The organism is Streptomyces sp. NPDC028991 (assembly GCF_055564775.1).
Window position 1 is genome coordinate 111,503 of sequence record NZ_JBVHVP010000007.1, and the last position, 21,495, is coordinate 132,997.

Below are 21,495 nucleotides of genomic sequence, written 5' to 3' on the forward strand. Positions count from 1 at the left end.
TCAGTAGCGGGTGATCACGGTCGGCCCGCCCGAGGTGCCGATCGCGATGTGCGGCCGGGCCGCCGGGTCGGCCCACCGCAGGATGCGGCGCATCGCCTCCGCGGGCACCGAGACGCACCCCGCCGTCGCCCCCCGCCCGTTGACGTGCAGGAAGATGCCCGCGCCGCGTCCGCGCACCGGGCGGTGGTAGTTGAAGCCGACGACCAGGGCGTGCGCGTACTGCGCCGAGTAGGTGATCAGATGCTCGGCCTCGGCGGCGCGGCAGTCGGCGGGGCGGGGTTCGGTCCAGCGGTTGTAGGAGCGGGAGGCGTTGTCCTGGCACCACCAGGAGTCCTGGCGCACCGGGCGGTACCGGTACGCCGTGCCGCGCGGCGCCGGCTCGATGCCGAAGGCGTACGGCAGGTCGTACAGGCCGGTCGGAGTGGTGTTCGTGCCCTGCTCGCGCGTCGCCCCGTCGGCCAGCCCGTTGGCTCCGAAGCGGGCCGGCGCGGAACCGGCCGCCACCCACCGGCCGCCGCCTTCGCCGCCGCCCCCGCGGTTCCACCAGGTGACGCGGCCCTCGGTCGATCCGGTCCGGGGCGCCACCGCGGTGATCAGCTGGCCGCCGCCGCCGGTGTCCGCCATCCGGGCCGGCAGCGGCGGGGCGGCGGGCCCGCCGGCGGGCGCGGCACCGAGCACGAGGAGGGAGGCGGAGACGAGGACGGCGACGACACCGGGGCGCATGGCTCAGACGGTAGACGGGGGCAGCGGCAACGGCAGCCCGGGAAGGCCGTCCATGCTCGTCGCGATGTGCTCCTTCTTGGTGAAGTACGCGCTGAGCGACGCGTCGTCCTCGCGGGCGAACCGCTTGCCGTGCAGATCCCGGTCGTTCTCGTACGCCATGAAGGGGACGGCGTAACCGCAGGAGTCGCGGACGAGTTCGGCGGTGACCACGATGACCGCGCGCAGTCCGTGCTCGGTGCTGTCGATGTCCGGGAAGTGGGTGAGCAGCTCCGGGAAACGGGGGTCGTCGCGGAAGACCGGTTCGCCGCGACCGTGCACCCGCACGATGCTCGGCGGCCCCTGGAAGGCGCACCACATCAGCGTGATCCGCCCGTTCTCGCGCAGGTGGGCGATGGTCTCGGCGGTGGAGCCCGCGAAATCGAGGTAGGCGACGGTGAGCTCGTCGAGCACCGCGAAGCTGCCCGTGAGGCCCTTGGGGGACAGATTGACCGTGCCGTCGCCGGCCAGGGGAGCGGTGGCGGTGAAGAAGAGGGGCTGTGCCTCGATGAAGGCGCGGAGTCTGCCGTCTATTCGTTCATAAGTCTTTCCCATGTCTAACGATTATGGGTGCTGGTCGAGTGCCTGTCCGGAGAATTCCCGGTGCTCCCGCCATGCGGACGCCACTGCGCTCTCCCGGCCACCCGTGGCCGCCCCGGCCGGCGTTCCACGGGGCGGCCACGGTGCCCGCGCCCCCACCGGACGTACGGGTGAGGGGGCGTCCCGCGTTCACCCGTCCGCGAAATTGACGAATCATGCAGAGCTCTGCATACTCATGCATGCCACCGGAGGCGCCGTGCGGATGCGGTGGCCCACCAACGGACCTGAGGAGCGACCCGAATGAGCAGCAGCAGCGGTGACGTCCGGCTCTGGGGCGGCCGTTTCGCCGACGGTCCCGCCGAGGCCCTGGCGAAGCTGTCCGCGTCCGTCCACTTCGACTGGCGTCTCGCGCCCTACGACATCGCCGGTTCGCGTGCCCACGCGCGCGTGCTGCACGCCGCGGGGCTGCTCACCGAGGAGGAGCTGACCCGGATGATCGCCGGGCTCGACCAGCTCGAAGCGGACGTCGCCGACGGCTCCTTCGTCGGCACCATCGCCGACGAGGACGTGCACACCGCCCTCGAGCGCGGCCTGCTGGAGCGGCTCGGCCCCGACCTCGGCGGCAAACTGCGCGCCGGGCGGTCCCGCAACGACCAGGTGGCGACCCTCTTCCGCATGTACCTGCGCGACCACGCCCGGACCGTCGGCGGCCTGATCGCCGACCTCCAGGACGCGCTCGTCGGCCTCGCCGAGGCCCACCCGGACGTCGCGATGCCCGGCCGCACCCACCTCCAGCACGCCCAGCCGGTGCTCTTCGCCCACCACGTCCTCGCCCACGTCCAGGCGCTCTCCCGGGACGCGGAGCGGCTACGCCAGTGGGACGAGCGCACGGCCGTTTCGCCGTACGGATCCGGCGCCCTGGCCGGTTCCTCCCTCGGCCTCGACCCGGAGGCGGTCGCCAAGGACCTCGGCTTCGAGCACGGCAGCGCCGGCAACTCCATCGACGGCACGGCCTCCCGCGACTTCGTCGCCGAGTTCGCCTTCATCACCGCGATGATCGGAGTGAACGTCTCCCGGATCGCCGAGGAGATCATCATCTGGAACACGAAGGAGTTCTCCTTCGTGACCCTGCACGACGCCTTCTCCACCGGATCGTCGATCATGCCGCAGAAGAAGAACCCGGACATCGCGGAGCTGGCCCGGGGCAAGTCCGGCCGCCTCATCGGCAACCTGACCGGCCTGATGGCCACCCTCAAGGCCCTCCCGCTCGCGTACAACCGCGACCTCCAGGAGGACAAGGAGCCGGTCTTCGACTCCATCGACCAGCTGGAGATCCTGCTCCCCGCCTTCACCGGCATGATGGCCACCCTCACCGTGCACCGCGAGCGCATGGAGGAACTGGCCCCGGCCGGGTTCTCCCTCGCCACCGACATCGCCGAGTGGCTCGTCAAGCAGGGCGTGCCGTTCCGCGTCGCGCACGAGGTCGCCGGCGAGTGCGTGAAGGCGGCCGAGGCCGACGGCAGGGAACTGGACGAGCTCACCGACGAGCAGTTCGCCAAGATCTCCGCCCACCTGACCCCCGAGGTGCGCACCGTACTCAACGTCCCCGGCGCCCTCGCCTCCCGCGGCGGCCGCGGCGGTACGGCGCCCGGCGCGGTCGCCGTCCAGCTCGCCGAGATGAAGGCGGACGTGGCCGGCCAGCACGCGTGGGCGAACGCGAAGAAGTAGCAGCCGGTGTGCCCGGAGGGCATCGTGGTTACGTTGGTCAACAGCTCAGCAGCTTCAGCAGCTTCAGCAGCCGACCGAACGGAGCCCGCGATGCCCTTCGCCCGCCTGGCCGCGGCCACGACCCCCACCTGCCACATCGGCCTGGGTCTGGCCGCCGTCGGCCGCCCCGGCTACATCAACCTCGGCCGTGACCGGGACCTGCCGGCCGACCGCAGCGTCGAGGCGATGCGCGAGCGCACCCGCGATCTCCTCGACGCCGCTTACGCGCAGGGGGTCAGGTACTTCGACGCGGCCCGTTCCTACGGGCGCTCGGAGGAGTTCCTCGCCGGCTGGCTCCGGGAGCGCCCCGACGTCGACGACGTCGTCGTCGGCAGCAAGTGGGGCTACACCTACACGGCCGACTGGTCGGCCGACGCCGAGCGGCACGAGGTCAAGGACCACGGCGTCGCGACGTACGAACGCCAGCGCGCCGAGACCGACGCCCTGCTCGGCGACCGTCTCGACCTCTACCAGATCCACTCCCTCACCCCCGACAGCCCGGCGCTCACCGACAAGGACCTGCACGCGAGGCTGGCCGAGGCCGCCGCGCGGGGGGTCACCGTCGGCTTCTCCACCAGCGGCCCCGCCCAGGCCGACGCCATCCGCGCCGCGCTCGCCGTGACCGTCGACGGTGAACCCCTCTTCCGTGCCGTCCAGTCGACGTACAACGCGCTGGAGACCTCCGCCGGGCCCGCGCTGGCCGAGGCGCACGAGGCCGGGCTCACCGTGATCGTCAAGGAGGGCATGGCCAACGGCCGCCTCGCGGAGCCGCACGCGCCCCAGGCCCTGAAGGCCGTGGCGGAGGAGACCGCGCTGGGCTGCGACGCGGTCGCCCTCGCGCTGGTCCTGCGGCAGCCCTGGGCCGGTGTCGTCCTCTCCGGCGCCGCGACCGTGAACCAGCTCGGTTCGAACCTGCACGCCGCCGTCGTCGATTTCGACGACGACCAGGTGGCGCGCCTCGCAGCCCTCGTCGAGGACCCGCACGCCTACTGGGAGCGGCGCGCGCGGCTGCCCTGGCACTGATCGTCACACGTGGACGTGAGGTGAGTCACGCATGCCCTGCATGAGACAAAGATGTCTCATGTGGGCTATCGTTGTCTCATGGCCGTCGATCGTGAACAGGTGCTGCGCAGCGCCGCAGCCCTGCTGACCCGTAAATCCACCGCGACGATGGACGAGGTCGCCCGGGCGGCGGGGATGAGCCGGGCCACGCTGCACCGGCACTTCGCCGGACGCGACGCCCTCGTCCGGGCGCTGGAAGAGCTCGGCATCGCCGAGTGCGAGGCCGCCCTGGAGGCGGCCCGTCCGGAAGACGGGCCGGCGGCCGACGCGGTGCGCCGGCTCGTGCGCGCGATCGAGCCCTCCGCCGCGCTGCTCGCCTTCCTCTACACCGAGAACCAGCTGTTCGAGGGCGAGCAGCAGAACGAGGGCTGGGCCCGCATCGACGCCCGCCTCACCGGCTTGTTCCGCCGGGGGCAGGAGGGCGGCGAGTTCCGCGTCGACCTCACCCCGGCGTGGCTCACCGAGGCCCTCTACGGCCTGCTGGGCGCCGGTGCCTGGGCCGTGGCAGAGGGCCGCGTGGCCCGCAACGACTTCAATCACATGATCGTCGAGCTGCTGCTCGGCGGCGCACTTCGGAGAGAGTGAACCATGACCCGCACCCTGCAGTCGGCGCAGTCGACCGAGGCGGTGAAGCGCCCCGGCCGCTGGCTCGCGCTGTCCGTCCTCGTGCTGGCCGTGCTGCTGGTGGCCGTCGACGCGACCGTTCTCGGTCTCGCGACCCCCTACATCAGCGAGGACCTCGCGCCCTCCGGCACCCAGCTGCTCTGGATAGGCGACGTCTACTCCTTCGTCATCGCCGGTCTGCTCGTCTCCATGGGCAGCCTCGGTGACCGCATCGGCCGCAAGCGGATCCTGCTCGTCGGCGCCACGGCGTTCGGCGCGATATCGGTCCTGAACGCCTACGCGTCCACGCCCGAGCTGATGATCGTCGCCCGTGCCCTGCTCGGCGTCGCGGGCGCCACCCTGATGCCCGCCACCCTCGCCCTGATCCGCAACCTCTTCCACGACCCGCGCGAACGCAGCCTCGCCGTGGGCATCTGGGGCGCCGCGGCCTCGGCCGGTGCGGCGGTCGGTCCGGTGGTCGGCGGGTTCCTGCTGGAGCACTTCTGGTGGGGCTCGGTCTTCCTCATCAACCTGCCCGTGATGGCGGTCCTGGTCGTCGTCGGCGTCAAGCTCCTGCCCGAGTCCCGCAACCCGAACCCGGGCCCCTGGGACCTGCTCAGCGTCACCCTCTCCCTGGTCGGCATGGTCGGTGTCGTGTACGCCGTCAAGGAGGCCGCCGCGCACGGGTTCGCCTGGGCCACGCTCGCCGCGGGCCTGCTGGGCGCCGTCGCCCTGTACGGGTTCGTCCGCCGTCAGCTGGCCATGCCGACCCCACTGCTCGACATGCGGCTGTTCCGCAGTCGCGGCTTCAGCGGAGCGGTGCTGGCCGACCTGCTGACCATCCTGGGCCTGTCGGGGCTGGTGTTCTTCCTCTCCCAGTACCTGCAACTGGTACAGGGCAGGCGGCCGTTCGAGGCAGGTCTGGCCGAACTGCCCGCCGCCGTCGGCGCGGTGGTGGCCGGGCTGATCGCCGGCCGCGTGGCCCGGCGCTTCTCGGTGCGTGCCGTGGTCTCCGGCGGACTCGCCGCCGTCGGTCTCGCGCTGGCCGCGCTGACCGTCGTCGGCCAGAACACCGGCTACCCGCTGCTCGGCGCGGTGCTGCTCGTCGTCGGTGTGGGCGCCGGGTTCTCGTTCACCGTCACCGCCGACGTGATCCTGTCCAGCGTCCCGGGCGAACAGGCGGGAGCCGCCTCCGCGGTCTCCGAGACGGCGTACGAACTCGGCGCCGCCCTCGGCATCGCGGTGCTCGGCTCCATCGTGACCGGCGTCTACCGCGACTTCACCGGCCCGGCCGGCACCCCGGCCGCGGCACACGAGTCGCTGGGCGGTGCGGTGGAGGCAGCCTCGGACCTCCCCGCGCACACGGCCGGGGCCCTGCTGGACGCCGCCCGCCAGGCCTTCGTCGACGGGCTGACCCTCGCGGCGGGCGTCGGCGCGGCCGTCCTCCTGGCCGCCGCCGCGGCTTCCTGGTTCCTGCTGAGGGGCCAGCGCCTGGAGGACGGGGTGGAGCACCCGTAGCCGTACGCGCACGGCGGGCGGCACGGACCGAAGGGCCGTGAGACGGTGACCGGCCGCGGACGTCGGGCGGTCCCCGCACCCGCGGCCCGCCCCGCCGGGCGGCCCCGGCCCACGGTGACACCCGCCGGGAGGGACGAGGCCACGACGCCTGCCGCGATCGTTCGGCGGCGCACCTCGTCGCCCGCCGGAGCCCGCCGGCCGCGGACCCTCGTATGCGCCGGCCCTTGGCGGCAGGGGCCGGACGCGCGGACGGCGGGCCGCCCCGGGGAGCGGCCCGCCGTCCGGAAGTCCCGCGGCGTTACGCCGCCTTGGCCTTGCTCGCGTACATGTCCACGTACTCCTGCCCGGACAGTCGCATGACCTCGGTCATCACGGAGTCGGTCACGGCCCGCAGGACGTAGCGGTCGCGGTCCATGCCCTCGTAGCGGGAGAACTCCATCGCCTCGCCGAAGCGGACCGTGACCTTGCCCGGCCGGGGCAGGCCCGCGCCTCCCGGCTGGAGCTTGTCGGTGCCGATCACGGCGAACGGGACGACGGGGGCGCCGGTCATCAGGGTGAGCCGGGCGATGCCGGTGCGGCCGCGGTAGAGGCGGCCGTCGGGGGAGCGGGTGCCCTCCGGGTAGATGGCGAAGACCTTGCCCTCGTCCAGCACGCGGCGGCCGGTCATCAGCGCCGCGACCCCGCCCCGGCCGCCGTCCCGGTCGACCGGGATCATGCCGACGCCGGTGAAGAACCAGGCCATCAGCCGTCCCTTGAGGCCCTTGCCGGTGACGTACTCGTCCTTGCCGATGAAGAAGACCTGCCGGTCGCACTTCAAGGGCATGATCACCGAGTCGATGAAGGTCAGGTGGTTGCCGGCCAGGATCACCGGACCGTCGCCCGGGATGTTCTCCACGCCCTCCACCTGTGGGCGGAACATCAGGCGCATGATCGGGCCGAGCACTGCCTTGATGAGCGCGAAGCGGGACAACGGGTCCTCCGGTGTCGGGGATGCGGTATGAGTCTGTGCAGGTGAGGACATTACTCGCGGCCGAGGGTGTCACGCACGTCGGGTCACCCGGGCCTTACCCAGTGTTGACGTGCGTTCACCTGCGGTGCAGGGGCGTTGCGACGCGGTAACGCCCGCACGCGGATGTGAGGCAGGTCGCGTTCCCGGGGGGAGGAATCACGGGCCGCTCCTCGCCGCACTCGCCGTGCTCCGTGTCGTCATGGCTGTCGTCATGGCCGTAGCCGTCGCTGTACTGTCGCCGTCCCTGGTCCGCAGGGGACGGCGCCGTTGGTCCGGGAGCCCGGACACGGCCCGGATCGAAGCACACGCGACGCGCGGACCGCGCGAGGCGCGCCGCCGAAGCCGTGCCGCAGACCCCTGCTCGGCGGCCACGGGCCGGTCGGGCACCGCCACGACGAACGCGGCCACTGACCGTGTACCCCGCCCGGCGGCTTTGACGCCGACGCTCCGCGCGTCCGCTCCGAAGCCGAAGCACCGTCGGCCGGCCGCGAAACCGACGCCCCGTCAGGCCCCGGCCACATCGGCCCCGCAGCCGTCCCGTTCGCCCCACAGTCCCGTTTCGCCCCACCGTCTCGCGGCCCCACTGTCTCGCGGCTCCACCGTCTCGCGGCTCCACCGTCTCGCCCGCCCCACCGGCCCCACCGGCCGCTCCGCGCCCATGCGACATCCCCAGGCACCCGCGTGTTCCGGCCGCGGTCTCCCGCTCGTCATGTACGCGCCCCTACGATCGGCCCGCACCGACGGTCAACGACAGGAGGCCCTGATGGGAACGCAGGAGTCGGACGAGCAGGTGGGCGGCGGCACCGGGCGGCGGGCGCTCCTCGGAGCGGCGGTGCTCGGCGCGGGCGGAGCGGTACTCGGCCTGTCCGGCACGGCGAGAGCCGCTGGCACCCGGCACGGCGGCGGACACGGCGGCGGCGTGAAGGGCCTGCCCGTGCCGACGGTCATCGGCCACCGCGGCGCCAGCGGCTACCGCCCCGAGCACACCTTCGGAGCCTACGACCTGGCCCTCGACATGGGCGCCGACATCGTGGAGGCGGGCGACCTGGTCCCCACCAAGGACGGTCACCTCGTCTGCCGGCACGAGCCGGAGATCGGCGGTACCACGGACGTCGCCGACCACCCCGAGTTCGCCGACCGCAAGCGCACGAAGTCGCTCGACGGCACCTCCGTCACCGGCTGGTTCACCGAGGACTTCACCCTCGCCGAACTCAAGACGCTCCGCGCCACCGAGCGCATCCCGGCCAACCGCCCGCACAACACCCTGTACGACGGCCGCTGGGAGATCCCCACCTTCGAGGAGGTGCTCCGCTGGCAGAACGAGCAGACGCGCAGGCGTGGCAAGCAGGTCTGGATCTACCCCGAACTCAAGCACCCCACCTACTTCCGCAAGCTGGGCCTGGGTACGGAGGAGCGCCTCGCGCGGCTGCTGCGCAAGTACGGCAAGGACCGGAAGAACTCGCCCGTCATCATCCAGTCCTTCGAGCCCACCAGCATCCAGCGGATGAACAGGCTCGTCGGAAATCCCCTCGCCGTCCTGCTGTCCGGTGCGAACAGCCGGCCCTGGGACTTCGTCGAGACCGGCGACCCGCGCACCACGGCCGACCTCATCACGCCGGGGGGCCTCAAGGAGATCGCCTCCTACGCGCAGGGCATCGGCCCCACCCTGGACCTGATCATCCCCAAGGACTCCACCGGCCGGCTGACCGAGCCGACCACGCTCGTCCGCGACGCGCACCGCGCGGGCCTGATCCTGCACCCGTACACCATGCGCAACGAGAATCCCTTCCTCCCCGCGGACTTCCGCAAGGGCGGCGGCCCGGACGCCTACGGCGACGTCTTCGCCGCGTTCCGGACCTACTTCGCCACCGGCATCGACGGCGTCTTCACCGACCACCCGGACACGGGTGTGCTGGCCCGCGAGGACTTCGTCAACGACTGAGCGCCCGCCCCCGGTTGGAGTGACCTTCGGCCGCCCGGGCAACCGCCCGCCCGGGCGGCCGCGTCAGCACGCATATGACGCACGACCTGGTCACCTCCCTGCGCCCGCTGCTCACCGCCGAGGCGTCGGCCGAGGCATATGCTTCAGGCGCGGAACCCGGCGACCTCGAACAGGCGGTCTGGCTGCGCCTCCTGGAACGCCTGGAGGCCGACGGTCCGCCGCACGACCCGCACCGCTGGCTGCGCAGCGCCGTCCGCATGGAGGCCCGCCGCACCCGCCGTACGGCCCGCGACGAGCGGCCCTACGAGACCGAGCCCGCCGACGCCGCCGAACACGAGCCCGAGCAGCGCGCCCTCACCGCGGCCCGCCACCGCGCCCTGCGCGACGCCGTGCGCCGGCTGCCCGGCCGCTGCCCCCGGCTGCTGGAGGCCCTGTTGTCACCGAAGGACCTCACATACCGGGAAATCGCGGGGGAGTTGGGTATCTCACAAGGCAGTCTTGGCCCGGAACGTTCCCGATGTCTGGGATGTCTGCGCCGATTGCTGACGCCGGAGGTTGCGGCCCGCTGAGGACGGGGATAGGAGTGGGGGACCACAGGTGATCAGGTGAGCGGGAGGCATGCGCACATGGGCATGAGCGTGACCATCTCGGCGGCGACCGAGCAGGATGCCGAGCAGATCTTCCGACTGCAGTACCTCTGCTTCCAGAGCGAAGCGGCGCTGTACGGCAACTACCGCATCGACCCGCTCGTCCAGACCCTCGACTCCGTGCGCGAGGAGGTCGCCGCCGACTGCGTCTTCGTGGCGCGGCTCGGCGACGAGGTCGTCGGCTCGGTGCGCGGCCGGGTGACCGAGGACGGGGCGGCCTCCATCGGCAAGCTCTGCGTCCATCCGCGGCTCCAGGGGCACGGTATCGGCGCCCGCCTGCTGCGGGCCGCCGAGTCGGCGCTCGCCGAGGAGCGGGGCGCCAAGCGCTTCCGCCTGCACACCGGGCACCGCAGCGAGAGCGGCCTGCGGCTGTACCGGCGGGTCGGTTACGAGACGGTGGGCACCGCGCAGGGCGCGGACGGCGTACCCATGATCGTCCTCGAGAAGCCGGCCGGGGCGTACGCGACCACGGCCTGAGGCTCGCTCGGGCGGGACCCGGGCCCGGTCGCCGCTACGCGGTACGGGCCCGGCGCAGCCAGTACACGGCCGACAGCGGCAACAGCACCGGGATGAAGAGGTAACCCATCCCGTAGTCGGACCACACGGTCGCGTCGGGGAAGGCGGACGGCTCCACCAGCGTCCAGGTGCCGACCGTCAGGACGCCCACGAGCTCGGCGGCGCAGCACACCAGCGCCGCCTTGCGGGCCGTCTCGCCGCCGCGCACCAGGGTGTAGGTGATGAAGCCGTAGACGAGGCCCGCGACGGCCGACAACGTATAGGGGAGCGGCGCCCGGTCGAACTCGGTCGCGATCTGGTACGCGGACCGCGACACGGCGCCGACGACCATCACCCCGTACAGCCACACCAGCAGGATGCCGGGGCCGCCGATCAGCCGCTTGCGGTCCGTCTTCTCCTCCGTGGCCGCCATCTCGGCCTCAGCCTCCCCAGATGTCATACAGCCGCACCTCGAGCACGGCGAGGACGACACCGCCGGCGGCGACGGTCACCGACCCCCACCGGGTGCGCTCGGCCAGCGACATGAACCCCGCCGCCGGGACACAGGCGAAGGCGCCCAGCAGATAGGCCACGAAGATCGTCGTGCCCTGGTCCGGCTCCTCGCCCCGCGCCAGCCGCACGATCCCGACCAGGAGCTGGATCAGCGCCAGCACCGAGACCACGGCCATGCCGATGAAGTGCCAGTCCTTCGTGGGCTGGTCACGGTAGGCCGCCCAGCCGCACCAGGCGGCGAGCAGCAGCGCGGCGACGCCGGTCACCAGCGTCAGGACGTCAAGCATGGCAGCGACCCTATTACGGCCCGAGCGGGCCGCCGCCCCCGGCCCTGTCCGGCCGCGTCCGGCCGCGTCCGGCGACGACCGGGTGCGCCGTAGGGTCGGGGACATGAAGATCCACGCACAAGCCCTCCTGTTCGACAACGACGGAACCCTTGTCTCCTCCCTCGAGTCCGTGCGCCGCTGCTGGACGCGGTGGGCCGGTGAGTACGGGATCACGGCGGCGGAGTTCGCGCGGGTCGAACTGCACGGGCGGCCGGCCGCGGAGATAGCCGCCGACCTGCTGCCCGCGGGCAGGGTGCCGGAGGCCGTCGCGCGGATCGAGGAGCTGGAGGTCGAGGACGTACCGGGCGGGGGCGTGCACCTGCTGCCCGGCACCCGGGACTTCCTCGACGCGCTGCCGGCCGACCGCTGGGCCGTCGTCACCTCGGCCACCCGCAGGCTCGCCGAGGCCCGGCTGGGCGCCGTCGGTATCCTGCCCAAGACGCTCGTCGCCGCCGACGACGTCACCCGCGGCAAGCCCGACCCCGAGCCCTACCTGCTCGCTGCCGGCGCCCTGGGCGTCGACCCGGCCGCCTGCGTCGTCTTCGAGGACGCCCCCGCCGGACTCCAGTCCGGCCGCACCGCCGGCATGACCACCGTGGCGTTGGCCACAACCCACCGGGCCGGTGAACTCGACGCCGACCTGGTGGTCACCGACCTGTCGGCCTTGTCGGCACTGGTCACCGGCGCCGGAGTGGAGATCTCCGTCCGGGGCTGACCCGCGCCCCTGGGACCGGTCACGGGCCGGCCACCGTCCACCGCTGTCCAGCATGCGGACGGCGGTGTCCGGTCAGGAGCACACGTCTGTTTTACTGATCGCATGAGCACGACGAGCGACCGCACCCCTGCGACCGAGGCGACGATGGCGCCCGGTGCTCGTTGTATGTGCCGAATGTGCGCCTTCTAGAGGGCCCCTGCACCACCTGAGTCTCGCGCCCCGAAGCGAGCGCCGCTCGTACCCGCCACCGCGCCCCGCGCCCGCGGCCGAGCCACGCCCCGCGCACACGTTTCTCCCCGGTTCCACCGCCACCGCGCATCGCCACCGCGAGAACCGTGCCGCGTTCCGAAGGACCCCAAGACCCCGAAGAACAACGCCCCGTGCCCGGCGCACACCACCGCGCCGCGCACTCGACAGTGACGGAAACCCACGTGATCACCACATCGGGCCTCACCAAGGTCTACCGCTCGGGCGGCCGCGAGGTCACCGCCCTGGACGGCGTCGATCTGCACGTCCGCGAGGGCGAGGTGTACGGCGTCATCGGCCAGTCCGGCGCCGGCAAGTCCTCGCTCATCCGCTGCGTCAACCTCCTGGAGCGCCCCACCGCCGGCACGGTCACCGTCGCCGGCCAGGACCTCACCGCGCTCGCCGGTCGCGGCCCCCGCGCCGGCAAGGAGCTGCGGCAGGCGCGCAGCCGTATCGGCATGGTGTTCCAGCACTTCAACCTGCTCTCCTCCCGGACCGTGCGGGACAACGTCGAACTGCCGCTGGAGATCCTCGGCAAGTCCGGGAAGGAACGTTCCCGCAAGGCGCTGGAACTCCTCGACCTCGTCGGTCTCGCCGACAAGGCGGGGGCCTACCCGGCCCAGCTCTCCGGCGGCCAGAAGCAGCGCGTCGGCATCGCCCGCGCCCTGGCCGGCGACCCCCGGGTCCTGCTCTCCGACGAGGCGACCAGCGCCCTCGACCCGGAGACCACCCGCTCCATCCTCCAGCTGCTGCGCGACCTGAACCGGCAGCTCGGCCTGACCGTCCTGCTCATCACCCACGAGATGGACGTCGTCAAGAGCGTGTGCGACTCGGCCGCCCTCATGGACAAGGGCCGCATCGTCGAGTCCGGCACGGTCGGCGAGCTGCTCGCCACCCCGGGCTCCGAGCTGGCCGCCGCCCTCTTCCCGGTCGGCGGCGACGCGACCGGCGACGACCGCACCGTCCTCGACGTCACCTTCCACGGCGAGGCCGCCACCCAGCCCGTCATCTCCCAGCTCTCCCGCACCTACAACATCGACATATCGATCCTCGGTGCCGCCATCGACACCGTCGGCGGCCTCCAGGTCGGCCGGATGCGCATCGAACTGCCGGGCCGCTACGAGGACAACGTGGTACCCGTCGGTTTCCTGCGCGAACAGGGCCTGCAGATCGACGTGGTGAACGGCGACACGGCGAACGAGGACCAGCCGCTGCTGGTGAAGGAAGGTGCCAAGTGACCTGGTCCGAGATGCAGCCCCTGCTGGAACAGGCCTGTCGGGAGACCCTGGTCATGGTCGGCTGGTCCACCCTGATCGCCGTGGTCGGCGGACTCCCGCTCGGCATCCTGCTCGTGCTGACCGACAAGGGCGGCCTGCTGCAGAACACCGTGGTGAACAAGGTCATCGGCCAGGTCGTGAACATCGGCCGCTCGCTGCCGTTCATCATCCTCATGGTCGCGCTGATGAGCTTCACCCGCTGGATCACCGGTACGACCATCGGCAGCGAGGCCGCGATCGTGCCGCTCGCCATCGGCGGCATCCCCTTCTTCGCGCGCCTGGTCGAGACGGCCGTCCGCGAGGTCGACGGCGGACTCGTCGAGGCCGTCCAGGCCATGGGCGGCAACACCTGGACCATCGTCCGCAAGGTCCTGGTCCCCGAGGCGCTCCCGTCCCTGATCGCGAGCACCACGACCACGGTCATCGCCCTCATCGGCTACTCCGCCATGGCCGGCACCGTAGGCGGCGGCGGGCTCGGCGACCTCGCCGTCCGTTACGGATACAACCGCTTCGAGTCCGGCCTGATGTGGGTGACCGTCGCGATCCTCGCCGTCGCCATCTCGCTCATCCAGTTCGCCGGCGACGCCACGGCCCGAGCCCTGCACCGTCGCGGCGGGCGCTCGGGCGCCGCGCCCAGGCTGCGGTTGCCGAAGGCCGAGGAGCCCGCCGCGGCCGACGTGAGCAAGGTCGCCTAAGCCGCCGCCCACGCCCCCCCGAACCCCCCGTAGCCACCCGAGACGGGGTCGCACCACCTCAGGAAAGGCACTTTTCGTGCGTAACACCGCCAAGATCACCACCGCCGTCCTCGCCACCGGAGCCCTCACCCTCGGGCTCTCCGCCTGCGGCTCGGACCAGGACACCGCCTCCGACACCTCCGGCCCGCTCGTCGTCGCCGCCAGCCCGGTCCCGCACGCCGAGATCCTCGGCTTCGTCAAGGACAACCTCGCGAAGAAGGCGGGCCTCGAGCTGGAGGTGAAGGAGGTCACCGACTACGTCACGCCGAACACGTCGACGGAGGACGGCTCGGTGGGCGCCAACTTCTTCCAGACCAAGCCGTACCTCGACGACTTCAACAAGAAGCGCGGCACCCACATCGTGTCCGTCGTCGACGTGCACCTGGAGCCCCTCGGCCTCTACTCGAACAAGGTCGACAAGGCCGAGGACCTGACGAACGGCGCGACCGTCGCGGTCCCGAACGACACCGTCAACGAGGGCCGAGCCCTCCAGCTGCTCGCGGCGAACGGGCTCATCACCCTCAAGGAGGGTGTCGGCACCACGGCGACCCCCGCGGACATCACCAAGAACCCGAAGAACCTCAAGTTCAAGGAGCTGGAGGCGGCCACCACGCCGCGCTCCCTGAACGACGTCGACGCCGCGGTCGTCAACGGCAACTACGCCATCGAGGCCGACCTCGAGCCGGCCGAGGACGCCCTCGTCCTGGAGTCCGCCAAGGGCAACCCGAACAGCAACCTCCTCGCCGTCAAGGAGGGCCAGGAGGACGACCCGCGCGTGAAGAAGCTCGCCGAGCTCCTCACCTCGCCCGAGGTGAAGAAGTTCATCGAGGACAAGTACGCCGGCGCCGTCCTGCCCTCCTTCTGACCACACCGCCGGCCCCGCACGGGGTCCGCGCCGCACGGGGCCCGCTCCGCACCGGGGCGGGCCCCGTGGTGTGGTTGAGTGCCTTCATGCTGCATGCTGGGCAGTTCGAGCAGGCACTGACGGTTACACAGGTTACGGAGCGGCGCATGACGAGCACCTTCCCCAACATCTCCATCAGCACGGAGCGGTTGGTGCTGCGCCCCCTCGACCAGGACGACGTCCCCGCCCTCGCCGCCATGATGAACGACGAGCAGGTCGCCGCATGGACCCACGTCACCCAGCCCTTCAGCGAGCGGGACGCCCGCGCCTGGACCGACGAGTACGCCCCCGCCGAGCGCACGTCCGGCCGCGGACTCGACCTCGCGGTCACCGAGTTCCTCACCCAGCGGCTGGTCGGCATCATCCAGCTGACCAAGACCAACTGGCATGTACGCTCTACCGAACTGTCCTACATCGTGGCCCCCTGGGCCCGGGGCGAGGGCTACGCCTCCGAGGCGGCGCTCGCCACCGCCCAATGGCTCTTCGGCGACCAGAAGTTCGAACGCGTCGAGCTGCGCACCGCCGCCGACAACACCGCCTCCCAGCAGGTCGCCCAGAAGATCGGCTGCATCAGCGAGGGCGTCCTGCGCAACGCCTGCATAGCCCGCGTCCGCACCGACGACGGTGTCTGGACGGACGTACGCACCGACTTCATCGTGTGGAGCCTGCTGCCGGAGGACCTCGAGGGTGCGACCGGGCAGCTGACCGACAGCGACGGTTTCACCACCTTCACCGACTGGAACTGATCCACGGAGCCCCGACCGCGCCACCGCTTCGCATCGAAGCGGCACCAGGTACCCTCACGAGGCGCGCCGCGAACGGTTCCGCGACCACGACCTGCGAAAACCCTGGAGACTGACGACGATGGCCGACCGGGTCACGGTGATCGGCTGGGACGGCTCGCCGCTGACCGCCGCGGCACGCTCCGCACTGGGTGCCGCCACGCTGGTGGCCGGCGCCGCCCACCACCTGGCACTTCCCGAGGTACCGCCCGCCGCCGAACGCATCCGCCTCGGCAGCGTCGCCCTGGCCGCCCGCCGCATCGCCGCCCACCGCGGCACGACGGTCGTCCTCGCCGACGGCGACCCGGGCTTCTTCGGCGTCGTACGCACGCTGCGCGCCCCCGAGTTCGGCCTGGAGGTCGAAGTCGTTCCGGCGGTCTCGTCCGTGGCCGCGGCCTTCGCCCGTGCCGGCATGCCCTGGGACGACGCTCATGTGGTCGTCGCCCACCCCCGCACCCTGCGACGGGCGGTAAACGTATGCCGAGCCCACACCAAGGTCGCGGTCCTCACCTCCCCGGGCGCCGGACCCGCCGAACTCGGCCTGCTGATGGAGGGCATCCACCGCACCTTCGTCATCTGCGAGGAACTCGGCACCACCCGTGAACGGGTCACCGTCGTCACCTCCGACAAGGCCGCCGACCACACCTGGCGCGACCCGAACGTCGTCATCGTCGCCGGTGGGACCGTCGGCCCCGGCATCACCACCGACGGCACGGGCTGGATCGCCGGCCGCGCCCCCGCCGCCGGGCCGCGCGGCTGGGCGCTGCCCGCCGAGGCGTACGGCCGTGAACTGGGCGAGGGCGAGACCGACCTGCTCCGCACGGCCCAACTCGCCCGGCTCGGCCCGCGCCTCGGCGACCTGGTGTGGGACATCGGCAGCGGCAGCGGCGCCTTCGCCACCGAAGCCGCGCGCGCGGGCGCCGCGGTCATCGCGGTCGACCGCGACCCGGACGCCTGCGCCCGCACCGAGGCCACCGCACGCCACTTCGGTGCCCAGCTCCAGATCGTGCACGGCAACGCCCCGTACGTGCTGGAGAACCTTCCCGAACCGGACGTGGTCCGGGTCGGCGGCGGGGGAGCGGCCGTGGTCTCCGCGGTCGCCGACCGGCGGCCGCAGCGCATCGTCGCGCACGCCGCGACCCGCGACGCCGCCGAACTCGTGGGCAGGGACCTGACGGAGCACGGATACCGGGTCGAGTGCGCCCTGCTGCAGTCCGTCGGACTCGACACCCGGGCCTGGACGGAGACGGAGCGGAGCGTTGCGTTCCTGCTCAGCGGGGTCCTTCCGGACCGCGCCCCGTGATCGGGTAGTCATACCGCGCGGGGTAGGCTGGCGGATTGTTGTACCGCACTCGGACACCCGGCGCTTCGTCGGTCAATGTCCGTAAAAACCGCCCGATCCGGGCTGGGTGTGGTACGGCAGAACCGGAGGACGCGCAACGTGGCGCAGTCCACAGCGGGCCGTCGCGGATCAAGCTGTCGTGACGGGGGAACGACCGCGACAATGCCACTCAATGGCTTTGTCGTCTTTTTCCGGCGGGTCGTTCGTGCCGCTGGGCACGCACGCTCGTTCTTCACTACGGGGCGGTCGGTGCGCCGTCCCGGGTGTAGCTGGTCGTAGAAGCACTAACCGATGGGCGAGGGGTTACGCATGACCGACACCGGCCAGATCCCGGGCGAGGGGCTGCCGGAGAACGCAGGCATGGTGGAGCAGCCGGGCGTCCCCGCACCCGGCGCGTACACCTACCTCTCCGAGACCACCGCCGAGGACGAGGACCTGTTGTTGCTGCCGGGAGCCCAGGGCGCCTGGGGCAACGAGGTCGCACCGCCCGCGCCGGAGCCGGTCGTCGAGACCGTGCACCAGCCGGGCCCGCACGAGATGTCCGGCCGCGACAGCGGTTCGGTCGACCTCGGCGGCGTCCGCCTGCCGGAGCCGCAAGCGACAACGGAACCCGCGGCCGCGCCGGTTGCGCCGCGCAGGCCCCTGCACCTCGGCCCGCCGATCCCCGACACCTCCGCGAGCCCGGTCCGCTCCCTCGCCGACCGAGGCCCGGCCGACGCGCCGGCACGGCACGCCGGTTCGCCTGGCGTCGCCCCGTCGGCCGCCGGCCCGTCGGCCGCCGGTCCCGAGTACCTCGACGTCCCGCAGGCCGCCGCGTTGCCGCCGCAGGGGGCGGCGCCCTGGGGCGCGCAGGAGGCTCCGCAGGCCTCACCGCGTTCGGAGGCTCCGGTGGACGCCGGGGCGGTGCATGCGGAAACGGTTATTCCGGTACCGGATCAGGTCTCCGAACCGATGGGCGCGGCCCAGGCACTCGTGAGCCGCGTGGCGACGGAGGCCGTGGCGGCGACGGGCGGTGAGCCCGGTGAGTCCGGCGAGTCCGGCGAGGCCGGGATCCCGGCTGCCGACGCCCCCGCCGAGGCCCGGACCGGAACCGAGGCAGACCACACCGACGGTGTCGCCGGTGCCGGTGCCGGTGCGGTGCCGGGTGACGTGGCGACGACCGGCCCGGAGACGCCGACCGCCGGTGGCGAGGGCCAGGAGACCGCGGTGGCGCCCGAGACCGTGACGGGGGGCGTGCCCGTCCCGGAGGCCGAGGCGGCGCAGATCGCCGAGCCCGGCCAGGGCCCTGGCCCCGGCCCCGCGGAGGATGCCGCGCCGGCCCCCGAGTCGGCCGCTCCGGAGCCCGAGCCCGCTCAGCCCGTCCAGCCCGTCCAGCCCGTCCAGCCCGTCCAAGAGGTCTTCGAGCAGCCGGTGTCGGTGGATTCCCAGGTTGCCGAGACCGCCCAGGCCGCCGCGCCCGAGCCCGTCCAGGCGGTCGAGCCGACCGGGGCTCCCGAGCCCCAGGAAGCCCCTCTCGCCGAGGCACCCGCGGGCCCGGACGCCCAGTCACCCGAGGCGGACGCGGACGCCCAGGCCGCCGAGGAGGCCGCGGTCGACCACACCCCCGACACGGCCGCGCCCCCCGAGCACGCCGAATCCGAGCCGTCCCCTGAGGCACCGGGCGCGCCGGCCGCCACCGAGCAGCCGGCACCGGTACGGGAGGCGGCCGAACAGCCCGTGCAGACACCGGCACACCCGCAGCCGGGCGAGCGGCCCGAGCCCGACGCGCAGCCCGCACAATCGCCACCGGTACACCCGCAACCGACCGCGCAGCCCGCACCCCAGGACGCCGCACCGCAGCCGGACGCCCAGGCCGCCGCCGAAGACCGGCCGGACGTCCAGCCCGAGGCGGACGACCCGCAGCCCGCCCAGGGACCCCAGTCCCTCGTGGACGCCGTCGTGCCGCAGGAAGGGGACGCGTCCCACGGCGTGCCCGGGCCCGTGGAGTCCGACCCCGCCCCGACGGTCACCGTCGAGGCAGAGGCAGAGGCAGAGGCAGAGGCAGAGGCAGAGGCAGCGGCACAGGCAGAGGCAGCGGCAGAGGCAGCGGCACAGGCAGAGGCAGAGGCAGCGGCAGCGGCAAGGGGAGAGGCAAGGGGAGAGGCAGAAGCGGAGGCGGAGCCCGTGCCCCACTCCGACCAGGCCGTCGGCGAGTACCCCGGCCGGCCCGTCGGCCGGTTCATGCCGGTCGACGGCGGTCAGGTGCCCACCGCCCCGCACCTCGCCCCGACGCCGCCCGAGTCCGTCCTCCTCCCCCCTCAGCCGCATGCCGACGCACAGGCGCCGGACCAGGCCGCCGCGGTTCCCGCACCGCGCGAGGCCGGTCCCGAAGTCGTCCAGAGCGCCGACGACCTGGACACCCGCGCCGCCGACCAGGAAGATCCGCACGACGTGAGCACGGCCGCCGTGGCGCGAGTACGGCAGTCGAGCGGCCCGGCGGCACCCGCCTACGACGACGTCGAACGCGAGGCCGTCCTCAAGGTCATGCGCGAACGCCGTGACATCCGCAACGGCTTCCGCGGCGACCCCATCCCGCACGAGGTGCTGCTCCGCGTCCTGGAGGCCGCCCACACCGCGCCCTCCGTCGGCCACTCGCAGCCCTGGGACTTCGTCGTCATCCGCTCCGCCGACACCCGCCGCGCCATGCACGAACTGGCGATGCGTCAGCGAGAGGCGTACGCGAAGTCCCTCCCCAAGGGCCGGGCCAAGCAGTTCAAGGAACTGAAGATCGAGGCCATCCTCGACACCCCGGTCAACATCGTCGTCACCGCCGACCCGACGCGTGGCGGCCGGCACACCCTGGGCCGGCACACCCAGCCGCAGATGGCGCCGTACTCCTCCGCGCTCGCCGTCGAGAACCTCTGGCTCGCCGCCCGCGCCGAGGGCCTCGGCGTCGGCTGGGTCAGCTTCTTCGACGAGCGCGAGATGGTCCGCGCCCTCGGCCTGCCGGAGCACCTCGACATCGTGGCGTACCTGTGCGTGGGCTACGTCGACGAGTTCCCGGACGAGCCCGAACTGATGCAGGCCGGCTGGTCCAAGCGCCGCCCGCTGTCGTGGGTCGTGCACGAGGAGACGTACGGCCGACGCGCCCTGCCCGGAGAGGACCCCCACGACCTGCTTGCCGAGACCGTCGCACAGATCCGCCCGTTGGACGCCAAGGCGCTCGGCGAGGCCTGGGAGCGGCAGAAGCGCATGACCAAGCCGGCCGGCGCGCTCGGCATGCTGGAGATCATCTCCGCCCAGCTTTCCGGCCTGTCCCGGCAGTGCCCGCCCCCGATCCCGGAGCCGGCGGCCGTCGCGGTGTTCGCCGGCGACCACGGGGTGCACGCCCAGGGCGTCACCCCCTGGCCGCAGGAGGTCACCGCCCAGATGGTGGCCAACTTCCTCGGCGGCGGAGCGGTCTGCAACGCCTTCGCCGGCCAGGTCGGCGCCGAGGTGTGCGTCGTGGACGTCGGGGTCGCCACCGACCTGCCCGCCACGCCCGGCCTGCTGCCCCGCAAGATCCGTGCGGGCACGTCCGACATGACCACCGGCCCCGCGATGACCCGCGAGGAGGCCAGGCAGGCCATCGAGGTCGGCATCGAGACCGCCCGCGACCTGGTGGCGGCCGGCAACAAGGCGCTGCTCACCGGCGAGATGGGCATCGCGAACACCACCGCGTCCGCCGCGCTCATCTCCGTCTTCACCGGCGCGGACCCGGCCGAGGTCACCGGCCGGGGCACCGGCATCAACGACGAGACGCTCGCCCGCAAGACGGAGGTCGTCCGCCGCGCGCTGGAAGTCCACCAGCCCGACCCGGCCGACCCCATCGGCGTCCTCGCCGCGGTCGGCGGCTTCGAGCACGCGGCCATGGTCGGCCTGCTGCTCGGCGGCGCGTCCCTGCGTACGCCGGTGATCCTGGACGGCGTCAGCGCCGGCGCGGCGGCCCTGGTGGCCCGCGCCATCGCCCCCGAGGTCCTCGCGGCCTGCATCGCCGGCCACCGCAGCGCCGAACCCGGCCATGTCGCCGCGCTCAACAAGCTGGGCCTGCGCCCGTTGGTCGACCTCGACCTCCGCCTCGGCGAGGGCACCGGCGCGCTGCTCGCGCTGCCGATGGTGCAGAGCACCGCGCGGGCGATGCACGAGGTGGCGACGTTCGACTCGGCGGGCGTCACCGAGAAGTAGCCGGGCGGCCGGGTGGGGGGGGGGGGGGGGGGGGGGGGGGGGGGGGGAGGAGGGGGGGGGGGGGGGGGGGGGGATGACGCAACGCACACTTGCCGCTACCTCCCTTCCCTC

The 21,495-nt window shown here is 72.8% G+C and carries 18 protein-coding genes and 1 pseudogene; 14 read left to right on the plus strand and 5 right to left on the minus strand.

All coding sequences use genetic code 11. From position 1 onward, the window contains the following. The gene (locus ACZ4V1_RS17080; protein WP_468335972.1) at positions 1-723 is read right to left on the minus strand and encodes a L,D-transpeptidase family protein; all 723 of its coding nucleotides are present in this window, start codon (positions 721-723) and stop codon (positions 1-3) included. A gap of 3 nt (positions 724-726) precedes the next feature. Then, positions 727-1,314, minus strand: a complete 588-nt coding sequence (locus tag ACZ4V1_RS17085) for a pyridoxamine 5'-phosphate oxidase family protein (protein ID WP_468335975.1) — start codon at positions 1,312-1,314, stop codon at positions 727-729. A 285-nt stretch (positions 1,315-1,599) separates the two neighbouring features. Between ACZ4V1_RS17085 and argH the strand changes: the two genes are divergently transcribed. The 4 genes from argH to ACZ4V1_RS17105 all read left to right on the plus strand — a co-directional run bounded on the left by argH (position 1,600) and on the right by ACZ4V1_RS17105 (position 6,249). Further along, positions 1,600-3,027 (plus strand): argininosuccinate lyase, encoded by a 1,428-nt coding sequence (gene argH, locus ACZ4V1_RS17090; RefSeq protein ID WP_468335978.1) that lies wholly within the window; start codon positions 1,600-1,602, stop codon positions 3,025-3,027. Positions 3,028-3,117: 90 nt separating this feature from the next. Beyond that, on the plus strand, positions 3,118-4,089 hold the full coding sequence (locus ACZ4V1_RS17095; protein ID WP_468335981.1) for an aldo/keto reductase: 972 nt from the start codon (positions 3,118-3,120) through the stop codon (positions 4,087-4,089). Between the two features lie 78 nt (positions 4,090-4,167). Continuing rightward, a complete protein-coding gene (locus tag ACZ4V1_RS17100; RefSeq protein WP_468335984.1) occupies positions 4,168-4,713 on the plus strand; it encodes a TetR/AcrR family transcriptional regulator in 546 nt (181 codons plus the stop codon). A 3-nt stretch (positions 4,714-4,716) separates the two neighbouring features. Continuing rightward, on the plus strand, positions 4,717-6,249 hold the full coding sequence (locus ACZ4V1_RS17105) for an MFS transporter (protein ID WP_468335987.1): 1,533 nt from the start codon (positions 4,717-4,719) through the stop codon (positions 6,247-6,249). A gap of 298 nt (positions 6,250-6,547) precedes the next feature. Here ACZ4V1_RS17105 and ACZ4V1_RS17110 read toward each other — a convergent pair. After that, a pseudogene (locus ACZ4V1_RS17110) lies at positions 6,548-7,292 on the minus strand (lysophospholipid acyltransferase family protein). 729 nt (positions 7,293-8,021) lie between these two features. On the opposite strand from ACZ4V1_RS17110, the gene ACZ4V1_RS17115 reads away from it, so the two are divergent. From ACZ4V1_RS17115 to ACZ4V1_RS17125, 3 genes are all read left to right on the plus strand, one after another. After that, on the plus strand, positions 8,022-9,200 hold the full coding sequence (locus tag ACZ4V1_RS17115) for a glycerophosphodiester phosphodiesterase (RefSeq protein ID WP_468335990.1): 1,179 nt from the start codon (positions 8,022-8,024) through the stop codon (positions 9,198-9,200). A 74-nt stretch (positions 9,201-9,274) separates the two neighbouring features. Further along, the gene (locus tag ACZ4V1_RS17120; RefSeq protein WP_468335993.1) at positions 9,275-9,769 is read left to right on the plus strand and encodes a sigma-70 family RNA polymerase sigma factor; all 495 of its coding nucleotides are present in this window, start codon (positions 9,275-9,277) and stop codon (positions 9,767-9,769) included. Between the two features lie 57 nt (positions 9,770-9,826). Continuing rightward, positions 9,827-10,324 carry a GNAT family N-acetyltransferase gene (locus tag ACZ4V1_RS17125; protein ID WP_468336474.1) on the plus strand — a complete coding sequence of 166 codons (498 nt, stop codon included), beginning with the start codon at positions 9,827-9,829 and terminating at the stop codon, positions 10,322-10,324. 34 nt (positions 10,325-10,358) lie between these two features. On the opposite strand, the gene ACZ4V1_RS17130 is transcribed toward ACZ4V1_RS17125, so the two are convergent. Together ACZ4V1_RS17130 and ACZ4V1_RS17135 are read right to left on the minus strand one after the other, a co-directional pair. Then, complete coding sequence (locus ACZ4V1_RS17130; protein WP_468336477.1) at positions 10,359-10,775, minus strand: hypothetical protein; 417 nt, start codon at positions 10,773-10,775, stop codon at positions 10,359-10,361. Positions 10,776-10,782: 7 nt separating this feature from the next. After that, positions 10,783-11,142: a hypothetical protein gene (locus tag ACZ4V1_RS17135; protein ID WP_468335996.1), complete on the minus strand. Its 360-nt coding sequence runs from the start codon at positions 11,140-11,142 to the stop codon at positions 10,783-10,785. 103 nt (positions 11,143-11,245) lie between these two features. On the opposite strand from ACZ4V1_RS17135, the gene ACZ4V1_RS17140 reads away from it, so the two are divergent. The 7 genes from ACZ4V1_RS17140 to cobT all read left to right on the plus strand — a co-directional run bounded on the left by ACZ4V1_RS17140 (position 11,246) and on the right by cobT (position 21,384). Continuing rightward, a complete protein-coding gene (locus tag ACZ4V1_RS17140) occupies positions 11,246-11,896 on the plus strand; it encodes an HAD family hydrolase (protein WP_468335999.1) in 651 nt (216 codons plus the stop codon). A gap of 431 nt (positions 11,897-12,327) precedes the next feature. Then, entirely contained in the window at positions 12,328-13,380 is a 1,053-nt protein-coding gene (locus ACZ4V1_RS17145; protein WP_468336002.1) for a methionine ABC transporter ATP-binding protein, read from the plus strand. Beyond that, entirely contained in the window at positions 13,377-14,114 is a 738-nt protein-coding gene (locus ACZ4V1_RS17150; RefSeq protein WP_468336005.1) for a methionine ABC transporter permease, read from the plus strand. The genes ACZ4V1_RS17145 and ACZ4V1_RS17150 overlap by 4 nt, the downstream gene beginning before the upstream one ends. Positions 14,115-14,190: 76 nt before the next feature. Further along, entirely contained in the window at positions 14,191-15,018 is an 828-nt protein-coding gene (locus tag ACZ4V1_RS17155; RefSeq protein WP_468336008.1) for a MetQ/NlpA family ABC transporter substrate-binding protein, read from the plus strand. Positions 15,019-15,164: 146 nt separating this feature from the next. Then, positions 15,165-15,803: a GNAT family N-acetyltransferase gene (locus ACZ4V1_RS17160; protein ID WP_468336011.1), complete on the plus strand. Its 639-nt coding sequence runs from the start codon at positions 15,165-15,167 to the stop codon at positions 15,801-15,803. A gap of 118 nt (positions 15,804-15,921) precedes the next feature. Beyond that, a complete protein-coding gene (gene cbiE / locus ACZ4V1_RS17165) occupies positions 15,922-17,142 on the plus strand; it encodes a precorrin-6y C5,15-methyltransferase (decarboxylating) subunit CbiE (protein ID WP_468336014.1) in 1,221 nt (406 codons plus the stop codon). A gap of 348 nt (positions 17,143-17,490) precedes the next feature. Next, positions 17,491-21,384 (plus strand): nicotinate-nucleotide--dimethylbenzimidazole phosphoribosyltransferase, encoded by a 3,894-nt coding sequence (gene cobT / locus ACZ4V1_RS17170; RefSeq protein WP_468336017.1) that lies wholly within the window; start codon positions 17,491-17,493, stop codon positions 21,382-21,384. Positions 21,385-21,495: the final 111 nt, after the last annotated feature.

What these genes read in the sequence shown, in the direction of transcription:
- ACZ4V1_RS17080 (WP_468335972.1), bottom strand. Translation starts at nt 723, where the DNA reads ATGCGCCCCGGTGTCGTCGCCGTCCTCGTCTCCGCCTCCCTCCTCGTG.
- ACZ4V1_RS17085 (WP_468335975.1), bottom strand. Translation starts at nt 1,314, where the DNA reads ATGGGAAAGACTTATGAACGAATAGACGGCAGACTCCGCGCCTTCATC.
- argH (WP_468335978.1), top strand. Translation starts at nt 1,600, where the DNA reads ATGAGCAGCAGCAGCGGTGACGTCCGGCTCTGGGGCGGCCGTTTCGCC.
- ACZ4V1_RS17095 (WP_468335981.1), top strand. Translation starts at nt 3,118, where the DNA reads ATGCCCTTCGCCCGCCTGGCCGCGGCCACGACCCCCACCTGCCACATC.
- ACZ4V1_RS17100 (WP_468335984.1), top strand. Translation starts at nt 4,168, where the DNA reads ATGGCCGTCGATCGTGAACAGGTGCTGCGCAGCGCCGCAGCCCTGCTG.
- ACZ4V1_RS17105 (WP_468335987.1), top strand. Translation starts at nt 4,717, where the DNA reads ATGACCCGCACCCTGCAGTCGGCGCAGTCGACCGAGGCGGTGAAGCGC.
- ACZ4V1_RS17115 (WP_468335990.1), top strand. Translation starts at nt 8,022, where the DNA reads ATGGGAACGCAGGAGTCGGACGAGCAGGTGGGCGGCGGCACCGGGCGG.
- ACZ4V1_RS17120 (WP_468335993.1), top strand. Translation starts at nt 9,275, where the DNA reads ATGACGCACGACCTGGTCACCTCCCTGCGCCCGCTGCTCACCGCCGAG.
- ACZ4V1_RS17125 (WP_468336474.1), top strand. Translation starts at nt 9,827, where the DNA reads ATGGGCATGAGCGTGACCATCTCGGCGGCGACCGAGCAGGATGCCGAG.
- ACZ4V1_RS17130 (WP_468336477.1), bottom strand. Translation starts at nt 10,775, where the DNA reads ATGGCGGCCACGGAGGAGAAGACGGACCGCAAGCGGCTGATCGGCGGC.
- ACZ4V1_RS17135 (WP_468335996.1), bottom strand. Translation starts at nt 11,142, where the DNA reads ATGCTTGACGTCCTGACGCTGGTGACCGGCGTCGCCGCGCTGCTGCTC.
- ACZ4V1_RS17140 (WP_468335999.1), top strand. Translation starts at nt 11,246, where the DNA reads ATGAAGATCCACGCACAAGCCCTCCTGTTCGACAACGACGGAACCCTT.
- ACZ4V1_RS17160 (WP_468336011.1), top strand. Translation starts at nt 15,165, where the DNA reads ATGACGAGCACCTTCCCCAACATCTCCATCAGCACGGAGCGGTTGGTG.
- cbiE (WP_468336014.1), top strand. Translation starts at nt 15,922, where the DNA reads ATGGCCGACCGGGTCACGGTGATCGGCTGGGACGGCTCGCCGCTGACC.
- cobT (WP_468336017.1), top strand. Translation starts at nt 17,491, where the DNA reads ATGACCGACACCGGCCAGATCCCGGGCGAGGGGCTGCCGGAGAACGCA.